Source organism: Ignavibacteria bacterium (assembly GCA_017302895.1).
GTDB lineage: Bacteria > Bacteroidota > Ignavibacteria > Ignavibacteriales > Ignavibacteriaceae > UTCHB3.
The window spans coordinates 257153-275253 of record JAFLBV010000004.1 but is presented as its reverse complement, the minus strand read 5'-3'; the positions used below and the strand labels follow the sequence as shown (position 1 = coordinate 275253).

At 43.3% G+C, this 18101-nt stretch carries 12 protein-coding genes; 8 read left to right on the top strand and 4 right to left on the bottom strand.

Annotated features, from left to right (window positions below):
• Positions 1 to 117: 117 nt before the first annotated feature.
• The 8 genes from J0L60_15470 (at position 118) to J0L60_15435 (ending at position 12857) form a co-directional block, all read left to right on the top strand.
• Positions 118 to 2091: a T9SS type A sorting domain-containing protein gene (locus tag J0L60_15470; GenBank protein ID MBN8547528.1), complete on the top strand. Its 1974-nt coding sequence runs from the start codon at positions 118 to 120 to the stop codon at positions 2089 to 2091.
• A gap of 218 nt (positions 2092 to 2309) precedes the next feature.
• The gene (gene carA / locus J0L60_15465; protein ID MBN8547527.1) at positions 2310 to 3377 is read left to right on the top strand and encodes a glutamine-hydrolyzing carbamoyl-phosphate synthase small subunit; all 1068 of its coding nucleotides are present in this window, start codon (positions 2310 to 2312) and stop codon (positions 3375 to 3377) included.
• Positions 3378 to 3391: 14 nt separating this feature from the next.
• Positions 3392 to 6604, top strand: a complete 3213-nt coding sequence (gene carB, locus J0L60_15460; protein MBN8547526.1) for a carbamoyl-phosphate synthase (glutamine-hydrolyzing) large subunit — start codon at positions 3392 to 3394, stop codon at positions 6602 to 6604.
• Between the two features lie 73 nt (positions 6605 to 6677).
• Entirely contained in the window at positions 6678 to 8258 is a 1581-nt protein-coding gene (locus tag J0L60_15455; protein MBN8547525.1) for a redoxin domain-containing protein, read from the top strand.
• Between the two features lie 133 nt (positions 8259 to 8391).
• Positions 8392 to 10185: a threonine--tRNA ligase gene (locus tag J0L60_15450; protein MBN8547524.1), complete on the top strand. Its 1794-nt coding sequence runs from the start codon at positions 8392 to 8394 to the stop codon at positions 10183 to 10185.
• A gap of 224 nt (positions 10186 to 10409) precedes the next feature.
• Positions 10410 to 11612 (top strand): ATP-binding protein, encoded by a 1203-nt coding sequence (locus tag J0L60_15445; protein ID MBN8547523.1) that lies wholly within the window; start codon positions 10410 to 10412, stop codon positions 11610 to 11612.
• A 55-nt stretch (positions 11613 to 11667) separates the two neighbouring features.
• Positions 11668 to 12063 (top strand): hypothetical protein, encoded by a 396-nt coding sequence (locus tag J0L60_15440; protein MBN8547522.1) that lies wholly within the window; start codon positions 11668 to 11670, stop codon positions 12061 to 12063.
• Complete coding sequence (locus tag J0L60_15435; GenBank protein MBN8547521.1) at positions 12060 to 12857, top strand: histidinol phosphate phosphatase; 798 nt, start codon at positions 12060 to 12062, stop codon at positions 12855 to 12857. The genes J0L60_15440 and J0L60_15435 overlap by 4 nt, the downstream gene beginning before the upstream one ends.
• Before the next feature lie 57 nt (positions 12858 to 12914).
• On the opposite strand, the gene J0L60_15430 is transcribed toward J0L60_15435, so the two are convergent.
• The 4 genes from J0L60_15430 to J0L60_15415 all read right to left on the bottom strand — a co-directional run bounded on the left by J0L60_15430 (position 12915) and on the right by J0L60_15415 (position 18038).
• Positions 12915 to 13802: a 4Fe-4S binding protein gene (locus J0L60_15430; GenBank protein MBN8547520.1), complete on the bottom strand. Its 888-nt coding sequence runs from the start codon at positions 13800 to 13802 to the stop codon at positions 12915 to 12917.
• A 125-nt stretch (positions 13803 to 13927) separates the two neighbouring features.
• Entirely contained in the window at positions 13928 to 14293 is a 366-nt protein-coding gene (locus tag J0L60_15425; GenBank protein MBN8547519.1) for a YraN family protein, read from the bottom strand.
• Positions 14294 to 14312: 19 nt separating this feature from the next.
• A complete protein-coding gene (locus J0L60_15420) occupies positions 14313 to 15590 on the bottom strand; it encodes a tyrosine--tRNA ligase (GenBank protein MBN8547518.1) in 1278 nt (425 codons plus the stop codon).
• A gap of 183 nt (positions 15591 to 15773) precedes the next feature.
• Entirely contained in the window at positions 15774 to 18038 is a 2265-nt protein-coding gene (locus J0L60_15415) for an NADP-dependent malic enzyme (GenBank protein MBN8547517.1), read from the bottom strand.
• Positions 18039 to 18101: the final 63 nt, after the last annotated feature.

Here is an 18101-nt window from a genome sequence, read left to right as displayed (position 1 = left end):
TTAAGTCAGATGCAACTCTGACTAAAAGGATTCAAAAATTATTTCATCCGTTTCCTTTGTTTTCATTTTCAAATATTTAAATTACGGTTCAAGCAAATTTTTAGTTGGAGGACTGTCATGGAAAAGCTGTTCCATAAGACGCAGGTTTTGTTACTTTTTCTACTCATACCCCTTATAAGCGTAAATGCTCAGTTTGGAAACTGGGTTCCCGTGGATACGATGGCAAATACTTTCAGTACGGCATCACCCAATTTGGGACCAATCGCATCTGCTACCTATTCACCCCTTATTATGGTTTTACATAGAGCGAATACAAATTATGCGACCTCTTCGGGTGCGCTTGTTTATAATATTTCCACTGACAACGGAACCACATGGTCACGAAAACTTCCCCCCGTAAACAGCCAGATCGGATTTTCGGGAAGATATCCGACTCTCGCATTAAAACTTGATTCCGGAATGTCACCAGCTTCGGCGAAAGCTTTTTCAACATTTGGCCACATGTCAGCAATTCCTGAAGTTGACCATGGTGCGGCGCTTGTCTCTGATATTATGAACGGGGTCTCAACTTCAGTTGCGTTCAATCAAATGTCGGGGCAGGGGACTTCTCAAATCTGTTGGGCGAGTGATACAGAGAATCTCTTTTTCTGGGTTTCACAAAATGCTTCGAATGGTGCTATAATGCTGAACAGAACATCCGATCTTGTGAACATTCAATCCGTGCCGATGCTTCCGAACAATGCATATTTGGGAGCGTTCATTCCATTGCAGGGAGAATCATATAAAGGGAAACTCTACTTCGGATTTTTGGCAATCCCACCTGAAAGTGCTGCTTCAGGGATGTATCTTCCGGGTTATGTCACATCGACTGACAATGGAATTTCGTGGTCACCCGTAAACTGGGTCGATTTCCGGCAGGCTGTCGGTATGCAACGGTTTGACAGATTGTGGGACTACAAACCAAACGATCTGTTTGTTAACTATTCAGCGGATATGGTGGTTGGTTATGACGGGAGAGTCCATTTTGCATTGGGTCTGCAGGATACAAACCAGACCACCTCGCAAAACCGTAACGCAATAGTGGAAATATTTCAGCAGGGGAGTTACTGGGTTGGATTTGTAATCTCAGACCGCCTTAAAGATTACTCTTATACGGCGCTTGACGGACCGGCTCTTGGTCAGATGGGGTACAGTGTAAACATTGCTGCATCCCGTTATTTTGGAATTTACGCAGTGTCATTTGTGCATCCCGGAGGAAGCAATCCGCTTGATTCGCTGTGTGATGTATATGTCAGTTTTCGTGTAGAAGGTCTTGGCAGTGGTGTGCCCCACAATATGACCAACACCCCCGGAAAGAATGAAAACAGTCATCATATGAGTCCGAGGATTTACTCTGACTTGCCGTTTTTCCGGCATTATGCTCAGATTATTTACAACTATCCAATGGATTATACGGGGCACTTTCCCAATGGACAGGGTTATGAGAATCAGCCCTCAGTGATCTGGTTTAACAAGGTGGATATTCCGATTCCTCTTAGTCCTGTCGAGTTTACGACTTTTACCGCAGAGAGGGACGGGAACGGAGTGATCTTGAAGTGGGTGACTGCCACCGAGCAAAACAATCATATTTTCATTGTTGAGAAAAAGTACGGCGATGTTTTTTATGAAATTGGAAGTGTAAAGGGTGCCGGCACTTCAACAAAACCGGAATCATACAGTTTTACCGACAATTCCCCTTTGCCGGGTGCATTCTACAGAATAAAACAGATCGATTTCAATGGATCGTTTGGTTATTCCAAGGAGATTGAGTCACCTAAAGAGTTTATTTATGAATTTACACTTGATCAAAATTATCCAAATCCGTTTAATCCCGAAACTTTCATCAGGTTCAGGTTGCAAGTTGCAGGGCTGACAACCTTGGATGTTTACAATTCAATCGGTGAGCGGGTTTCGACTGTATTGAATCAGGAATTGCAGGCAGGCGAACATCAGGTAAAATTTGATGCTTCAAATCTCCCGGGAGGAGTGTATTTCTGTGAACTTCGTTCCGGCGGGAAACATCAAATAATCAAAATGTTGCTTTTGAAGTGAGGAGAATATTTGAGATATCCCGGTGAAAAGGAATGAATTATTGATCTTTGGTGTTGTTAGAGGGGTGAGTTGTTTCACCTCTCTATATTTTATCAGGTAGGAAATCCTGATTTTAATAAGTCAATTAAGTCACCGGAAATTTCAAAAGTGGCGGCAGAATAGTTATATTTGGTTCCAATCTTTCTGAAATCCTTAAATCACAAACAACCCCACACAAAATGCTCGGAAAACTTATTCTTGAAGACGGCAGCGAATATACCGGAACGGTATTTGGCGCAGCGCGTTCCTCTGCCGGCGAGACGGTATTCAGTACCGCCGTTACAGGCTACACCGAAAGTCTCTCTGATCCCTCCTATTCGAGACAGATCCTTACTCTCACATTTCCTCTTATCGGGAACTACGGTATTCCGGGAAAGGCGAGACACGACAATATTGCAAAGTTTTTTGAATCAGACAAAGTGCAGGCCGCCGGGCTTATAGTCAACAATTACTCCCCCGAATACAGTCACTGGAACGCTGAGAGAAGTCTTTCCGACTGGCTGGAAGAGTATGGGGTTCCCGGACTGACTAACATTGACACCCGTGCCCTGACAAAAAAGATCAGAGAAAAGGGCTCACTTCTCGGCAAAATTGTTGTTGATGAAGACATTCCTTTTTTTGATCCCGACAAGCACGACCTTCTCGAAAAAGTTTCTGTGGAAAAGGTTGACGAGACGGGGAACGGTAAATATAAAATCATGCTTGTTGACTGTGGCAGTAAAACAAACATAATCAGGTGTCTCCTTTCACGGGATGCCACCGTAATCAGAGTGCCATGGAATCATGATTTTGCTTCGGAAGATTACGACGGACTTTTTGTTTCGAATGGACCAGGAAACCCAAAAAGAGCCGGGATTGTGATTGAAAACCTGAAAAAAGCTTTTCAAAAAGAGAAACCAATAATGGGGATTTGTCTTGGACACCAGTTGATGTCACTTGCGACGGGTGCCGATACATATAAAATGAAGTACGGGCACAGAAGTCACAATCAACCTGTTCTGCTTTACAACACAGATAAAGCTTTCATAACTTCGCAAAATCACGGATATGTTGTGGATAACCCGACAATTCCCGATGAATGGGAACATTACTTTGTGAACCTGAACGATGGTACAAATGAAGGTCTGCGACACAAATCACTCCCCTATATGTCAGTTCAATTCCATCCGGAAGCATCGAGCGGACCCACGGACACGGAATTTCTTTTTGATGAGTTTATGACGATGGTAAGGAGGGGTAAAAAGTGATGGAAAGAGGTAAAATGCAAATTGAGAAAGTTCTCATAATCGGTTCCGGAGCACTAAAGATTGGGGAAGCCGGCGAGTTCGATTACAGCGGCTCGCAGGCATTGAAGGCACTTAAGGAAGAGGGGATAAAAACCGTACTTCTGAACCCGAACATTGCGACAGTTCAGACCTCGGAAGACCTTGCGGATAAAATCTACTTTCTTCCCGTTACCCCCTGGTTTGTGGAAGAGGTAATCAAAAAAGAGAAACCGCAGGGAATCTTGCTTTCATTTGGAGGTCAGACCGCTTTGAACTGCGGTGTAGAATTATACCGGAATGGAATCCTTGAAAAATACGGGGTTCAGGTTCTCGGCACTCCCGTTGCATCGATAATAGAGACGGAAGACAGGGAATTGTTTGCCAATAAACTTGCTTCAATTGATATAAAAACACCCAAAAGTTTTGCAGTAACCACTGTGGATGATGCAATAAAAGCTGCTGAAACCATCGGGTTCCCTTTGATTATCCGGGCTGCTTATACGCTTGGCGGACAAGGAAGCGGTTTCTGCGACGACATAGCCTCACTTCGGGAAATGGCTGACAAAGCATTTTCGTATTCCGATCAAATACTTGTTGAAGAGTCGTTAAAAGGGTGGAAGGAAGTGGAATATGAGGTTGTGCGGGATCGATATGACAACTGCATAACCGTTTGCAATATGGAAAATTTTGATCCTCTCGGCATCCATACAGGTGAGAGTATTGTGGTGGCTCCATCCCAAACCCTCTCGAATGACGACTACCAGTTGCTCCGAAACATCTCAATTAAACTGATCAGACATGTCGGAATTGTCGGTGAATGTAATGTCCAGTTTGCTCTCGATCCTCATTCACAGGACTATCGTGTAATTGAGGTGAACGCCCGGTTAAGCCGTTCATCTGCACTGGCTTCAAAAGCAACTGGTTATCCGCTCGCATTTGTTGCCGCAAAACTTGCGCTCGGATACGGTCTGCATGAGCTTAAAAACTCGGTGACCAAGGTTACCTCGGCTCTTTTTGAACCCGCACTCGATTATGTCGTTGTTAAAATACCGAGATGGGATCTCGATAAATTTACCGGTGTCTCGAAAAAAATCGGCAGCAGCATGAAGAGTGTCGGTGAAGTCATGGCAATCGGAAGAACTTTCGAAGAGGCGATTCAAAAAGGTCTCAGAATGATCAGGCAGGCACGGCATGGATTTGTGGGTACGAGGGAGCCTGTTGAAAATCTCGATGAAATGTTGCTTGAACCGACCGACAGAAGAATTTTTTATCTGGCCGAAGCTTTTGAACGGGGATATCAGGTTGAGGATATCTATTCCCTCACTAAAATCGACAGATGGTTCCTCAGTAAATTAAAAAATATTTTTGATCTGAAAAATGAGCTTCTTGGTTTTAATCAACTCCAGGAGGTGCCCGACGACCTTTTGCGACTGGCAAAAAGATTTGGTTTCAGTGATTTTCAGATCGCAAGATTTGTCCTTAAGAGCAGCGACAAAGAGATTGAAAAAGACCTTCTACGGGTCCGGTACGAAAGGAAACGAAGGGGAATTCTTCCCGCTGTTAAACAAATTGACACACTTGCAGCCGAGTATCCCGCACAAACGAACTACCTCTACCTCACATATTCAGGCGATGAGCATGATGTTGTTTACGAAAATGACAAAAAAACGGTGATTGTTCTCGGATCGGGTGCTTACAGGATAGGAAGTTCGGTTGAATTCGACTGGTGCAGTGTATCAGCGCTTCAGGCAGCGCGGGCCGAGGGCTACCGCGCTGTGATGATCAATTACAATCCTGAAACTGTCAGCACTGACTATGACATATGCGACCGGCTCTATTTCGATGAACTCAGTTTCGAGAGGGTGATGGACATTATCGATCTTGAAACCCCGTTTGGTGTCATTGTTAATTCAGGGGGTCAAATCCCCAACGGGCTTGCAACCAGACTGAACGACCAGAGGGTGCCGCTTCTTGGAACCAGTGCCGAATCGATTGATCGGTCGGAAAACAGGCACAAATTCTCTCAAATGCTTGATGACCTTGGGATTGATCAGCCGAGGTGGAAAGAACTTACTGCGATAGAGGATATCCACCGCTTTGCCGATGAAGTCGGGTTTCCACTTTTGATAAGACCCTCGTATGTCCTTTCGGGCTCTGCCATGAATGTTGTATCAAACAAAGAGGACCTCGAGTTTTTCCTGAATGAGGCGGCAACGGTTTCTAAGCAGTATCCCGTGGTGGTCTCTGAATTTATTGAAAATGCTAAGGAAATTGAGTTTGATGCCGTAGCCAAAGAGGGTGAAATCTTTGCTTACACAGTTTCCGAGCATGTGGAATTTGCAGGGGTTCATTCGGGTGATTCCACAATTATTTTCCCGCCACAAAAAATCTATGTGGAAACGAGCCGGTTAATAAAGAAAACCGCCCACAAAATCGCAAGGGAACTGAATATCACAGGCCCTTTCAATATACAGTTTATCGCCAGGGATAATTATATCAAGGTGATCGAGTGCAATTTGAGGGCATCCCGGTCGTTCCCGTTTGTCTCAAAAGTTCTAAAAGTCAATTTAATTGAACTTGCTACCCGGCTTGCATTGGGGGTTGATGTGAAAAAGCCATCGAAGTCGGCATTTGATCTCGAGTATATCGGGGTGAAGGCATCCCAGTTTTCATTTCACAGGCTTGGCGGAGCTGATCCTGTGCTCGGGGTCGACATGACATCCACGGGTGAGGTCGGTTGCATCGGTGACGATTTTTACGAAGCACTCCTGAAGGCAATGCTTTCCGTAGGGTACCGGCTCCCTGTGAAAAGAGTATTGCTTTCAACAGGACCGTTGAGAGATAAAGTGGAGCTGCTTGAGCCTTGTCGTACCCTCGCACAAAATGGAGTTGAGCTGTTTGCCACTCCGGGTACTGCCGGATTTCTCAATGATCATGATGTACCCTGCAGTGCAGTCGCATGGCCCGACGAAGAAGTGCATCCAAATTCACTCGATATGATAAAAGAGAAAAAATTTGATCTTATTGTGAACATTCCAAAGAACAATTCCCGCGATGAATTGTATAATGACTATACAATTCGTAGAAGTGCGGTTGATTACAACATTCCATTGATAACAAATGCAAGGCTTGCTTCAGCATTCATTGAGGCGTCTGCAAGATATTCGATGGATGATATCGGCATAACGAGTTGGGATGAGTATAAATAATCATGCCGGTTTTGCCCTGAACCCTTTCCCGGTTCATCGTTCGGCACTTGAATTTTAATCAAAAGAGGTAAAAATGTACAGTAAAAGCAAAACAGTGTTGATATTTTGTATCGCACTTTTAATCACAAGCATGACCCATGCTCAGGGTACTACCGATCTGACAATCAAGGGAAAACTGACCGGAAGTGACGGCAAACCGATGGTAAAAGCATTAATTTTTGTTTTTGATGATGCCATGTCTTATTTCACCAGCACGACACCAACACCTGTCGGAGCTGATGGTTCGTTCGAGTTAAAATTGAAAAACTCGGGCATGTATTCTGTAACTTTTTGTGGATTGGGACACAGTTCATTGAACATGAGTATACCGGCTTTCGATACAAAGGGTGTTGCGGAAGTGGAAGTAAAGCTGGCAGCAGCAAAGCCACTATTGAAAAAGAACTCAGCAGGATTCAGATCTAACGCTGAGGCCGATTTTTTTGTACCTGCAATGGTTCAGCTCTCAGGTGACGGCAAGTTCCATTACAAAGTTAACAAAAAACTCGATACACTTCTGGTACAGATTGTTCCGAAAGCGTACTTCATGTCAACAGGCTTTGCGTACCCCGGGGCGAGCTATCTCGCAGACAGTACCGGTGGATTTCATACAGCATTTTTCAATGTTAAGCCTGGATTTGAGATAGTACTCGATCCCGCGTCACTTCCCAAAATAACGGGTTACAACATGCCCGAAATTAAATTCATAAGCGATCCCGTCGATTTGAAGACCTCGTATATGGCTGCAGACAAACAAACCATAGAGTTCAGGGAGGACAATAAAAGACTCTTCGACTATTATTTTGATATCTTCAAAAATTCAAAGAACAAGGTTGCCCGTGATTTTGCTGCAATGAAATTGTATGAGTTTAATACTTTGGCAGAATACCCGGTTGTAGAAAACATGGATGAAGTGATGGCTGCAATAACTCCCGAAAATGCAGGATGGAGCAGGAGTTTTTATGCAAACCGCGAAATAATTGAATCGATGGAGAAAGATCAGCAGATAAAATATCTCGAAAAGATGTTTGATTATCAGGGTGATGATGTGAAATCCTACATTCTCTACTATTTCAAAGAGAAACCGGGAATTGCATCAGCCGATAAGTACAAAGAATTTTACGAGAAATTCAAAAAAACCGTTACTGATGAGAAATATGCATATGCAATGAATGACCTGAAGCCACCTGTCCCTATCAGTGAACAGACTTTGATTGACTTCAAAGTAAAAACCATTGATGGCAAGGACTTCTCACCAAAACAGCTTTCAGGGAAATACTTCCTGATCGATTTTTGGGGAACCTGGTGCATGCCGTGTTTAGCAGAAATTCCTGCGATCGAAAAAGCTTATGCCAAATATAAAGCCAAAGGCTTCGAGATCATCAGTCTGGCATTTGGTTCATCCGAAGAGGATTTCAAGAATCTTAGAAAAACCAATCCTATGCCATGGCTGCATGCCTTGCTAAATGATGTTGATGCAGAGAACATTGGTGCTCTTTATAATGTGGAGTTCATTCCGAAAATGCTTCTGGTTTCACCCGAAGGGAAAATCATAGCAAATGAGGAAACTTTAAGAGACGGCGGACTTGAAAAGAAGCTGGCTGAAATATACAAATAGAATTTAATCCCGATTTCTTGGTTTTTCTGATCACCCGTGGCAATGGTCACGGGTGATTTTTTTTGCTCTTTATATTCGTTACTGATAAAATGAGTAAATTTACAGGTTATATATAAAAAAATTAGTGAAAGAGATGAAAGAAGCTGATAAGCTGTATAAGATAAGGCATTCACTTGCACATATTATGGCGCAAGCCGTATTGGAGCACTTCCCTAAAGCAAAAATGGGATTTGGACCTCCTGTCGATTTTGGATTTTATTACGATTTTGACTTTGGTGATGAAAGAGTTTCATCGGAAGATTTCAAGAGGATCGAGAAATCGATGTACAAAATCATCAACCAAAAGCAGGAGTTTGGTATTTCCTACCTCTCACTTGATGATTCAATAAAGATGCTCGAAGAGATGGGGCAGAATTACAAGGTGGAATACGCCAAAGAACTCGTGGAATCGGGTCAAGCCGAAAACGGGCAATTAAGTTTTTATAAAAATGGTTCGTTTGTAGATATGTGCGAAGGTCCGCATGTCTCAAACACCGGAGAAATACCTCCGAAATGTTTTAAACTTGACAGAGTTTCAGGCAGCTATTGGCGCGGCGACGAAAAAAGACCTATGCTCACCAGAATTTATGGTATAGCTTTCGAGACCGAAGAAGAAGTGAAAGACTACATCAAACGCCGTGAACTCGCGATGCAAAGGGATCACAGAAAACTCGGACAAGAACTCGAGATTTTCATGATCGACGATGAAGTGGGTACAGGACTCCCTCTCTGGCTGCCAAACGGTGCCGTAATCAGAGGTGAACTTGAAGCATGGGCAAAGGAAGTCGAACAAAAAGCCGGTTATCACCATGTCGCAACTCCATCCCTGAGCAAATCAAATCTCTATTACAGATCGGGACACTTGCCATATTATGCCGAGTCGATGTTCCCGCCGATGGTGCTCGATGAAAACACAGAATATTATCTGCGTCCGATGAACTGCCCGCATCATCACAAGATTTACGGTTTCAGACCAAGAAGTTACAGAGAACTCCCTTACCGTCTTTCTGAATATGGCGACATGTTCCGCTACGAAAAGCACGGATCACTCTCGGGTCTTCTTCGTGTTCGTGCAATGTGCCTGAATGATGCGCATATTTATTGTGAGTATGATCAGGTAAAAGAAGAGTTTGCAGCGGTTATCAAGCTGTACAAGTTTTATTATGATTACCTGCGACTCGGTAATTTCAGAGTAAGACTCTCGCTTCACGATCCTGCAAGTGACAAGTATGTGAAGGATGAGGAAGAATGGATTACCAGTGAAAATATTGTGAGAGAGATACTTACAGAAAACAATATTGAATTCATCGAGGAAGCTGGTGAAGCAGCATTCTACGGACCAAAAGTTGATATTCAGATTAAAAATCTACTCGGCAGAGAGGAAACTGTATCAACCTGTCAGCTTGATTTCGTGATGGCTAAGAGATTCGACCTTTGGTATTCCGCCAAAGACGGTACAATGAAACAGCCGTATATTCTGCACAGAGCTCCACTCTCAACTCATGAAAGGATGATCTCATTCCTTATTGAATTCTGGGGTGGTGCATTCCCGACATGGATGGCGCCGACACAGGTTATGCTGATTCCTGTTAATGAGGGTGTGGTTGATTATGCAAATGAACTAAAACAGTCGATGATCGACAAAGGCATCCGTGCTGACATCGATCTGAGTGATGATTCTTTCAACAAGAAAATCAGAAAAGCTGTTACAAAGAAAACTCCAAACATGTGGATCATCGGTGACAATGAAAAAGCCGAAAGAGCCATTACATGGAGAAGATATGCAGTTCAGGATCAGATGAAACTTCAGGTTGATTCAGCAATCGAGAAGATTGTTTACATGAGAACAAACAGAATCATGGACAATTTTGCTGATGTAGAAATCTAAAATCAGTCCGGGTCTGCTAAAATCCCCGAACCTGTAAGCAACCCTGAAAATCTTTACGGGGTTATCAATTGGAAAATTCTTCATTTGATAACCCCTTTTTTAATGTTTTCCCAAAACTATCCGATGGTATCGTATAAAAAACCTCAAAACTATCCGATGGTATCGTATAAAAAGCTTGCAAACTGTCCGATGGTATCGTATATTTGCAGGGAGGAGATAAAAAAATGGAACAACTGTTTTTTAGATATAATCCCTGGTGGGAAGGAGAGTACCGTCTCGAATCCCTCTTCATGAGAGAACAGGCTCTCTCACAATTAAACGATTGCATTGATATAACAGAAGTCACTTTTGTGAGTGGACTCAGAAGGGTCGGAAAGACCACACTTCTGAAAATGCTGATTAAGTCAATGATTGAGGAGAAGGGGGTCGATGCTACTTCGATATTTTATCTCTCTTTGGATGACTATTTACTAAGAGGAAAAAACCTTCCGGAGATCGTCGATGAGTACCGGAAAATTTTCAAAAAAAAGTTCGATGAAAAAATTTACCTCTTCTTTGATGAGGTCACCTGGTTTCCTGATTACGAAATTCAGCTCAAAAACATTTTTGACAGTCAGAATGTAAAGATATTTGCTTCCTCATCGAGTGCGTCTTTGCTTCGGCAGAAAAAACCGTATCTAACGGGTAGAAACAGGATATTGCAGGTTGATCCACTAACTTTTGAAGAGTACCTTGTTTTCAAAGGGATTGAGTTGAAAAAAGTGGATTCCCACCTCTCTGAAGTATATTTTGAGGAATATCTCGGGACGGGCGGTATTCCTGAATTTGTCAAAACAGGTGATTATGAGTACTTGAAAAACCTGGTTGATGATATCATCATGAAAGATATCTCTGCCCTTCACAATGTCAAGAATACCGCGACTCTGAAGGATATGTTCGTTCTTTTGATGGAGAGATCAGGAAAATCAATCAGCATGAACAAGGTTGCAAATATCCTGGGCATTTCTCCTGATACAGTAAAAAGATTTTTGACTTATTTTGAGGAGACATTCCTTGTATCTTCTGTCCCACGGTGTGGAAAGACAAATCAATCGATCCTTTCGCCGCAGAAAATCTACTCGATAGATTTGGGCTTGAGAAACCTTTTTACAGGTTTCAGGGATAAAGGAAGTCTTTTTGAAAATTATGTATATAACAGGATTAAAAAATACCATCCCTGTTACTATGTTGTTGACACATATGAAATCGACTTCCTGTTAGAAAAAACAGTACTGATCGAAGCTAAATATAACGCAGAACTAAAGGGAAAGCAGCTCGATTTGTTTTCAGATGCGGACTTTAAACATAAATTTCTCGTTACATCACATGAGGAACTGAACACACTTTTAACAACTTTGTCATCCATTTTTAACAGGTTGTCGGGATGATTTATTTTTTCTTAAATTAGCAGTTTGACAAATCAAAAAATCGGAGATACTTTTCATGAAAAAAATCTTTATTCTGTTTGCGTTTTTGATTGTGATGTCTGCAAATTCCTTTGCACAGGAAAAGCCCATCGAAGAAAAAATGAAGAAGTGGTACTTTGTCATGCTTTCAAGGGGTGAAAACCGTAGTCAGGATACAGCAGAAGTGAAGCGATTGAACGAAGGTCACATGGCAAATATCAACCGGATGGCTGACCTTGGTGTTCTCCGAATTGCCGGTCCATTCATGGACAATGGTGACTGGAGAGGTATATTTATAATGGATGTAAAAACAGAAGAAGAAGTGATCGAAAATCTTAAGCAGGATCCTGCAATTGCTGCCGGACGACTCAAATACGAGATCCACCCATGGTATGGACCTGCAACAATAAAAACCAATTGGGATAAAGAATGAAAAGTTATTTTGGATATGTCCTTTTTGCAGAACATCTTGCCGATATTTCGGGCGCGATTATAAGTCACTACTTCCGTGGAGATATCAGGTCGGAGTATAAGGAATCTGCTTCTCCAATCGTGACTATTGCCGACAAGGAAGTGGAAATGCGGCTGCGGGATGAAATCGAATTTGAAGATTCTGACTCCGGCATTATCGGGGAGGAATTTGGTACCAAAGAGAGCAAGAACGGATATACCTGGGTAATTGATCCAATCGACGGGACCATTGCCTTCAGTTGCGGTAAACCCGTATTCGCTACACTGATCTCATTGATGAAAGACGGGGTACCGCTTATCGGTATCATTGATCAACCTGTGACCAAAGAGAGATGGATAGGAGTAAGCGGTAATACAACAATTCTTAATGGTGAACCGGTAAAATCATCTGCCCTTACAGATCTGTCAAGAGCGAAACTCAGCACTACAGCACCAGGAATGTTTATTGAGCCGGCACATCAGAGATTTTTCAACGATTTACAGAAGAGTGTGCATATTACCAGTTTTGGTGGTGATGCCTACCAGTACGGGCTTTGTGCCTCAGGCTATGTGGATATCGTTATCGAGCGCGGGCTCAAACTTCACGACTGGGCTGCTTTGGTACCGATTCTTAAGGGTGCCGGCGCATCAATTACCGACTGGAGTGGAAATGAATTGCATCTGAACTCGAAAGGAGATGTTATCGTTACAGGAAATGAAACTCTCCATAAGCAGGTGATGGATATTCACGATGAAGCGATGAAACGGGGAGATTAAAAGGAGTTTGGAGAATCACAAAAGGGGCACCGGATCGGTGCCCCTTTTTTATTGATGTTAAGCTGCTCTGTAGGTTTCCAGTTCCGAACCATCCAAATCGAGTACGGTAATATAGACCGGCACCTTTCTTACTGCAAGCTGTTGTGCCCGCATAGCGAGTTGTGCAAGTCCTGAACAGCAGGGTACCTTCATGATTACAACGGAAATCGAATTCAAATTTGAATAATCGATCATATCAATCAGTTTTTCAACATATGCTTCCTTATTGCTGTCAAGTTTTGGACATGCGATAGCCATTGCCTTGCCACTCAGATATTTTGAATGGAAGGCTGTCGAGACAAATCCGGCACAGTCAGCCGCCAAAAGCAGGTCAGCATTCCGGAAAAATCCAGCCTGTGGATTCAGAAGGTGTAACTGAATGGGCCAGTGAGTCAGTTCGCTAGGCTGCTCAAAGCCGACTGGCGCTGTATCAGTTCTAATTTCGTGCTTCTTTATCGTCTGTTCTGCAGAACCTTTGCAACCGCATGCGCCACCACCATGATGCCCTGCATTTTGCTTTTGTTCAGATAAAGGCGAGCCTTCGGGTTGAAGAGCAAGAGGATTGATTATTTTGTTTGCCTTCAGGTAGTCAAGAGCTTCGGTGAAAAACTCGATTTCGTTGTGGTCGAGGAGATGTTCGAGGTGAGCTTTAATCACATTGGGTCCCCCTTTTACGATGTACTCCATTACCTTGGTTTCGTTGTAAGGTTCAGCCTCCCGTTCAACGATTTGCAGGGCTCCCGTGGGACATTCACCGATGCAGGCACCGAGTCCATCACAAAAAAGGTCAGAGATTAAACGGGCTTTACCGTCTATTATCTGTAGAGCTCCTTCATGGCATGCAGGGACACATTCGCCGCAACCGTCACAAAGTTCTTCATTTATTGTAATTATTTTTCTAAGCATTTTATTTTCCTAAACAGATAAAAAAGTCTGATTCAAATATAAATGATTATTATCAAACCACAAAATGAAATAAATTTCACATTATTGAATTACTGCATTATTGGATTATTGGATTACTGCATACCTCAGTCTCTCCAGCCGATGTAATCAGGGTCGTGTTCAATTCTGTAGGAACCGTCGGGATTGGGGAGCACTCCGATGAAGTCGAAACGGATTTCTTCGTAGAAAACAGTGGTTTTGTACATATACTTTTGGGCGTATTTTTTGAGGTTTTTTACTTTTGCCCGGGAGATGGCATGCTGAATATCGATGAAATTTTCATCACTTCGATATTTTACCTCGATGAAGACGAGGGTGGTGTTGTCGAGTGCAACTATATCGAGTTCACCGTGACTTTCTCTCCAGTTTTTATCGAGTATCTTAAATCCGTTTTTGATAAGATACTCTTCAGCGATTTTCTCGCCGATTTTTCCTGTTTCGATTGAAGACACGGTGAACCCAAAAAATTAATTAGTTGAAAAGCCCCAGCTTGAAATTTTTCTTTCCTTTTCTCAGGACAAAATATTTGCCAAAAAGGAAATCTTCAGTCGCAGGAGTAAATTCGGGGTCTGTGATTCTGTCATTGTTGAAATAGATTCCACCACCGGTGATATCTCTGCGGGCAGCTCCCTTGCTTGGGTAAAAGCCTGCGAGTACAAGAATTTCGACCAACGGAGGAACAGCTTCGTTTGCACTCAATTGGACAAATGGTGTCGTGTTGCACAATGATTCAAAAGTGGATTCATTAATTGATGATATCTCTGCTTCACCAAAAAGAGCTTTCGAGGCAGCAACTGCACCGAGCATTTCATCTCTCCCATGTATGAGAGAGGTGACTTCTTCAGCGAGCTTTCTGTGTGCCACTCTTCTTCCGGGATTGGAGTTGTGAACTGCCTCGAGTTCTTCTATCTCTTCTTTAGAAAGGAAAGTGTAGAATTTAAGAAACTTGATCACATCCCTGTCGTCCACATTCAGCCAGTACTGGTATAACTCGTAAGGAGATGTCCGTTTTTTATCCAACCAGACAGTACCTGCTTCGGTTTTACCGATTTTCTTTCCGTCGGCGGTTTGGATGAGAGGGAAAGTCATACAATGAACTTTTTTGTTCTTCTTTTTCCAGATAAGGTCCATACCGGCTGTGATGTTTCCCCACTGATCGCTACCACCTATCTGAAGTTCACAATTATAATTTTCATTCAGTTTGAAATAGTCAAATGCCTGCATAATCATGTAGCTGAACTCTGTGTAGGAGATACCTTTATCGGGATCCTGAAGCCTGCGTTTCACTGATTCCTTGGTTACCATCACATTTACGGAGAATTTTTTACCAATCTCACGCAGATATTCAAAAGCGGAAATAGTGCTTATCCAGTCGTAGTTGTTGGTCATTATCGCTGCATTATTACCGGTAAAATCGAGGTACTGTGAGAGTTGTCCTTCAAAGATTACAGCCCAGTTCTTAACGAGGTCATCGGCACTCAGTTCTCTTTCGGCCTCCTTGCCTGAAGGGTCGCCGAGAAGAGCCGTTGCCCCTCCAACCACACAGATAACCTTGTTACCAGCCTGCTGAAAGCGACGGAGCCCAAGGATGGGAATGAGGTGTCCGATGTGCAGCGAATCTGCTGTAGGATCGAATCCTGCATACAAGGTAATTGGTCCCTCTTTAAGTCTCTCTTTCAATTGATCAAGCGGTGTCGACTGGTAAATCAGTCCGCGCCATTCAAGTTCATCTACAATGTTATTCCACATATTTTCCCAAAGTTGAAAAATTCAAAAAATTCTAACCACTAATTTAACTAAATGAGAGGTAAACCCGGCTACATATCGAAATCCGGGCAAAAAAAGAGGCCGACCGAAAACAAATTCGGAACAGCCTCAAGAACATCAATAGAATTATTGCATTATTGCATTATTGGATTACTGCATTAAATCCTATTTCCTTTTTGCCTCAACCATAGCGAATGCTGCCATATTTACGACATCATCCACTTCGGCGCCGCGTTGCAGAACATAAACAGGTTTGCTGAATCCGTTAAGGATCGGACCCACCACTTCGGCCCCACCAATTCTGTTGAGGAGTTTATATGCGATGTTTCCTGAATCGAGATTCGGGAAGATCAGCACATTCGCTCTGTTTTTCAGACTTGAGAAAGGATAAAGTGTATTCAGGATATCGGGCACAACTGCCGTGTCTGCCTGCATTTCACCTTCGACAAGAATATCGGGAGCCAGCCGTTTTACAATTTCGGTGGCTTTCTTTACCTTGTTGCTGGAGACTGAGGGAGCACTGCCGAAGTTGCTGAATGAAAGCATTGCGACTCTTGGTTCGATATCAAACCGTTTTACTGCCCTTGCAGAAAGTATTGCAATTTCTGCAAGTTCTTCAGGATTTGGATCGACATTCACAGTGGTGTCGGCAAAGAAATAGACCTTGCCTTTGATAATCAGAATATACATACCTGAAACGCGACTCACACCGGGTGCCAAATCGAGCACTTCGAGTGCAGGTCTGATAGTTTCGGGATAATGTGAAGTCATACCGGCTATCATTGCGTCCGCGTCACCCATTCTGACCATCATCGCAGCAAAATAATTTTTGTGACGGTGGCGGGTAAGGAGCCTTTTTGCTTCTTCCCGGGTGATTCCTTTTCTCTGCCGGTGTTTGTAGAATTCGTCCACATACATTTCAGATTTTTCCCAGTCAAATGGAGAAACTATTGTCAATCCTTCAGGATCAACGCTGTGTTCTTCCATCATCGGGAGTATCTCTTCACGGTTACCGATGAGAATCGGATTCGCAATTTCCATGTCTTTTATGATCTGCGCAGCACGGAGAATCTTCGGGTTATTCCCCTCTGAGAAGACGAGTGAGCCGGTCTTTAGTCTTTGAGCCATATGGATCGTTCTTCTGACGATTTCCTGTGACACTCCCAGTCTTTCGAGAAGCTGTTCCTTATAAGTATCGAAATTGGCGATCGGTTTTCTGGCGACACCTGTCTCCATGGCGGCTTTTGCAACGGCAGGTGCTACCCATGTAAGCACGCGGGTATCAAAAGGTTTCGGAACAATATAGTCTGTTCCATATTCCAGTTCCTGTCCTTCATAAGCCCGTCTGACACTGTCAGGAACCTCTTCCTTGGCGAGCGCTGCAAGAGCATAAGAAGCTGCAAGTTTCATTTCATCGTTGATTGCTGATGCCTGGACATCGAGAGCACCGCGGAAAATGAAAGGGAAGCCGAGAACATTGTTGATCTGATTGGGATAATCGGAACGCCCGGTAGCCATGATGATGTCTTTCCTCACAGAAGTGGCATCTTCATAGGTGATTTCGGGATCAGGGTTAGCCATGGCAAAAACGATACAATTAGGAGCCATGCTTGCGACCATCTCTTTGGAAACAACATTTCCTTTTGAGAGTCCGACAAAAACATCTGCACCTTTTATTGCATCAGCGAGGGTTCTGGCATCGGTCTCATGCGCAAATTCCTGCTTAAATTCGTTCATTCCTTCGGTTCTGCCTTTGTATATGGCACCTTTGGAATCGCAGAGAGTGATATTTTCGATTTTTGCACCAAGTTTTACATAGAGTCTTGAGCACGATATGGCGGATGCACCGGCACCGTTCACAACAATTTTCACCTCTGAGAGTTTTTTCCCGGAAAGTTCGACTGCGTTAATAAGTGCGGCACCGCTGATGATTGCCGTTCCATGCTGGTCATCATGGAAAACAGGGATGTTCATCGTCTGCTTGCATTTCTCTTCAATGTAGAAACATTCGGGTGCTTTAATATCTTCAAGGTTGATACCACCGAAAGTAGGTTCGAGCATCTGAACAGCTCTCACTATTTCATCGGGGTCTTTACTGTTTAACTCGATGTCAAAAACATCGATGTCAGCAAATCTTTTGAAAAGGACACCCTTGCCTTCCATCACAGGTTTACCACCAAGGGGTCCGATATCTCCCAGTCCAAGCACAGCAGTACCATTGCTCACTACAGCTACGAGATTACCTTTTGCGGTATATTCATAAGCGAGCATGGGATCTTTTTCGATCTCAAGGCATGGTTGTGCCACTCCCGGGGTGTATGCGAGAGACAGGTCTCTCTGGGTAATGCAGGGCTTCGTTGGGATAACTTCGATTTTCCCTTTTCTACCGCTACTGTGGTAGTCCAAAGCCTCCTGCTTTGTTGTCTTCATTTTTGCTCCTGATTAATAAAGAACGGATTCTTTTAAGATATGAAAAGTAGCTAACTTTGACGA

Excerpts from the sequence above, each read along its gene's own strand:
- J0L60_15470 (MBN8547528.1), top strand. The coding sequence starts at position 118 with ATGGAAAAGCTGTTCCATAAGACGCAGGTTTTGTTACTTTTTCTACTC.
- carA (MBN8547527.1), top strand. The coding sequence starts at position 2,310 with ATGCTCGGAAAACTTATTCTTGAAGACGGCAGCGAATATACCGGAACG.
- carB (MBN8547526.1), top strand. The coding sequence starts at position 3,392 with ATGCAAATTGAGAAAGTTCTCATAATCGGTTCCGGAGCACTAAAGATT.
- J0L60_15455 (MBN8547525.1), top strand. The coding sequence starts at position 6,678 with ATGTACAGTAAAAGCAAAACAGTGTTGATATTTTGTATCGCACTTTTA.
- J0L60_15450 (MBN8547524.1), top strand. The coding sequence starts at position 8,392 with ATGAAAGAAGCTGATAAGCTGTATAAGATAAGGCATTCACTTGCACAT.
- J0L60_15445 (MBN8547523.1), top strand. The coding sequence starts at position 10,410 with ATGGAACAACTGTTTTTTAGATATAATCCCTGGTGGGAAGGAGAGTAC.
- J0L60_15440 (MBN8547522.1), top strand. The coding sequence starts at position 11,668 with ATGAAAAAAATCTTTATTCTGTTTGCGTTTTTGATTGTGATGTCTGCA.
- J0L60_15435 (MBN8547521.1), top strand. The coding sequence starts at position 12,060 with ATGAAAAGTTATTTTGGATATGTCCTTTTTGCAGAACATCTTGCCGAT.
- J0L60_15430 (MBN8547520.1), bottom strand. The coding sequence starts at position 13,802 with ATGCTTAGAAAAATAATTACAATAAATGAAGAACTTTGTGACGGTTGC.
- J0L60_15420 (MBN8547518.1), bottom strand. The coding sequence starts at position 15,590 with ATGTGGAATAACATTGTAGATGAACTTGAATGGCGCGGACTGATTTAC.
- J0L60_15415 (MBN8547517.1), bottom strand. The coding sequence starts at position 18,038 with ATGAAGACAACAAAGCAGGAGGCTTTGGACTACCACAGTAGCGGTAGA.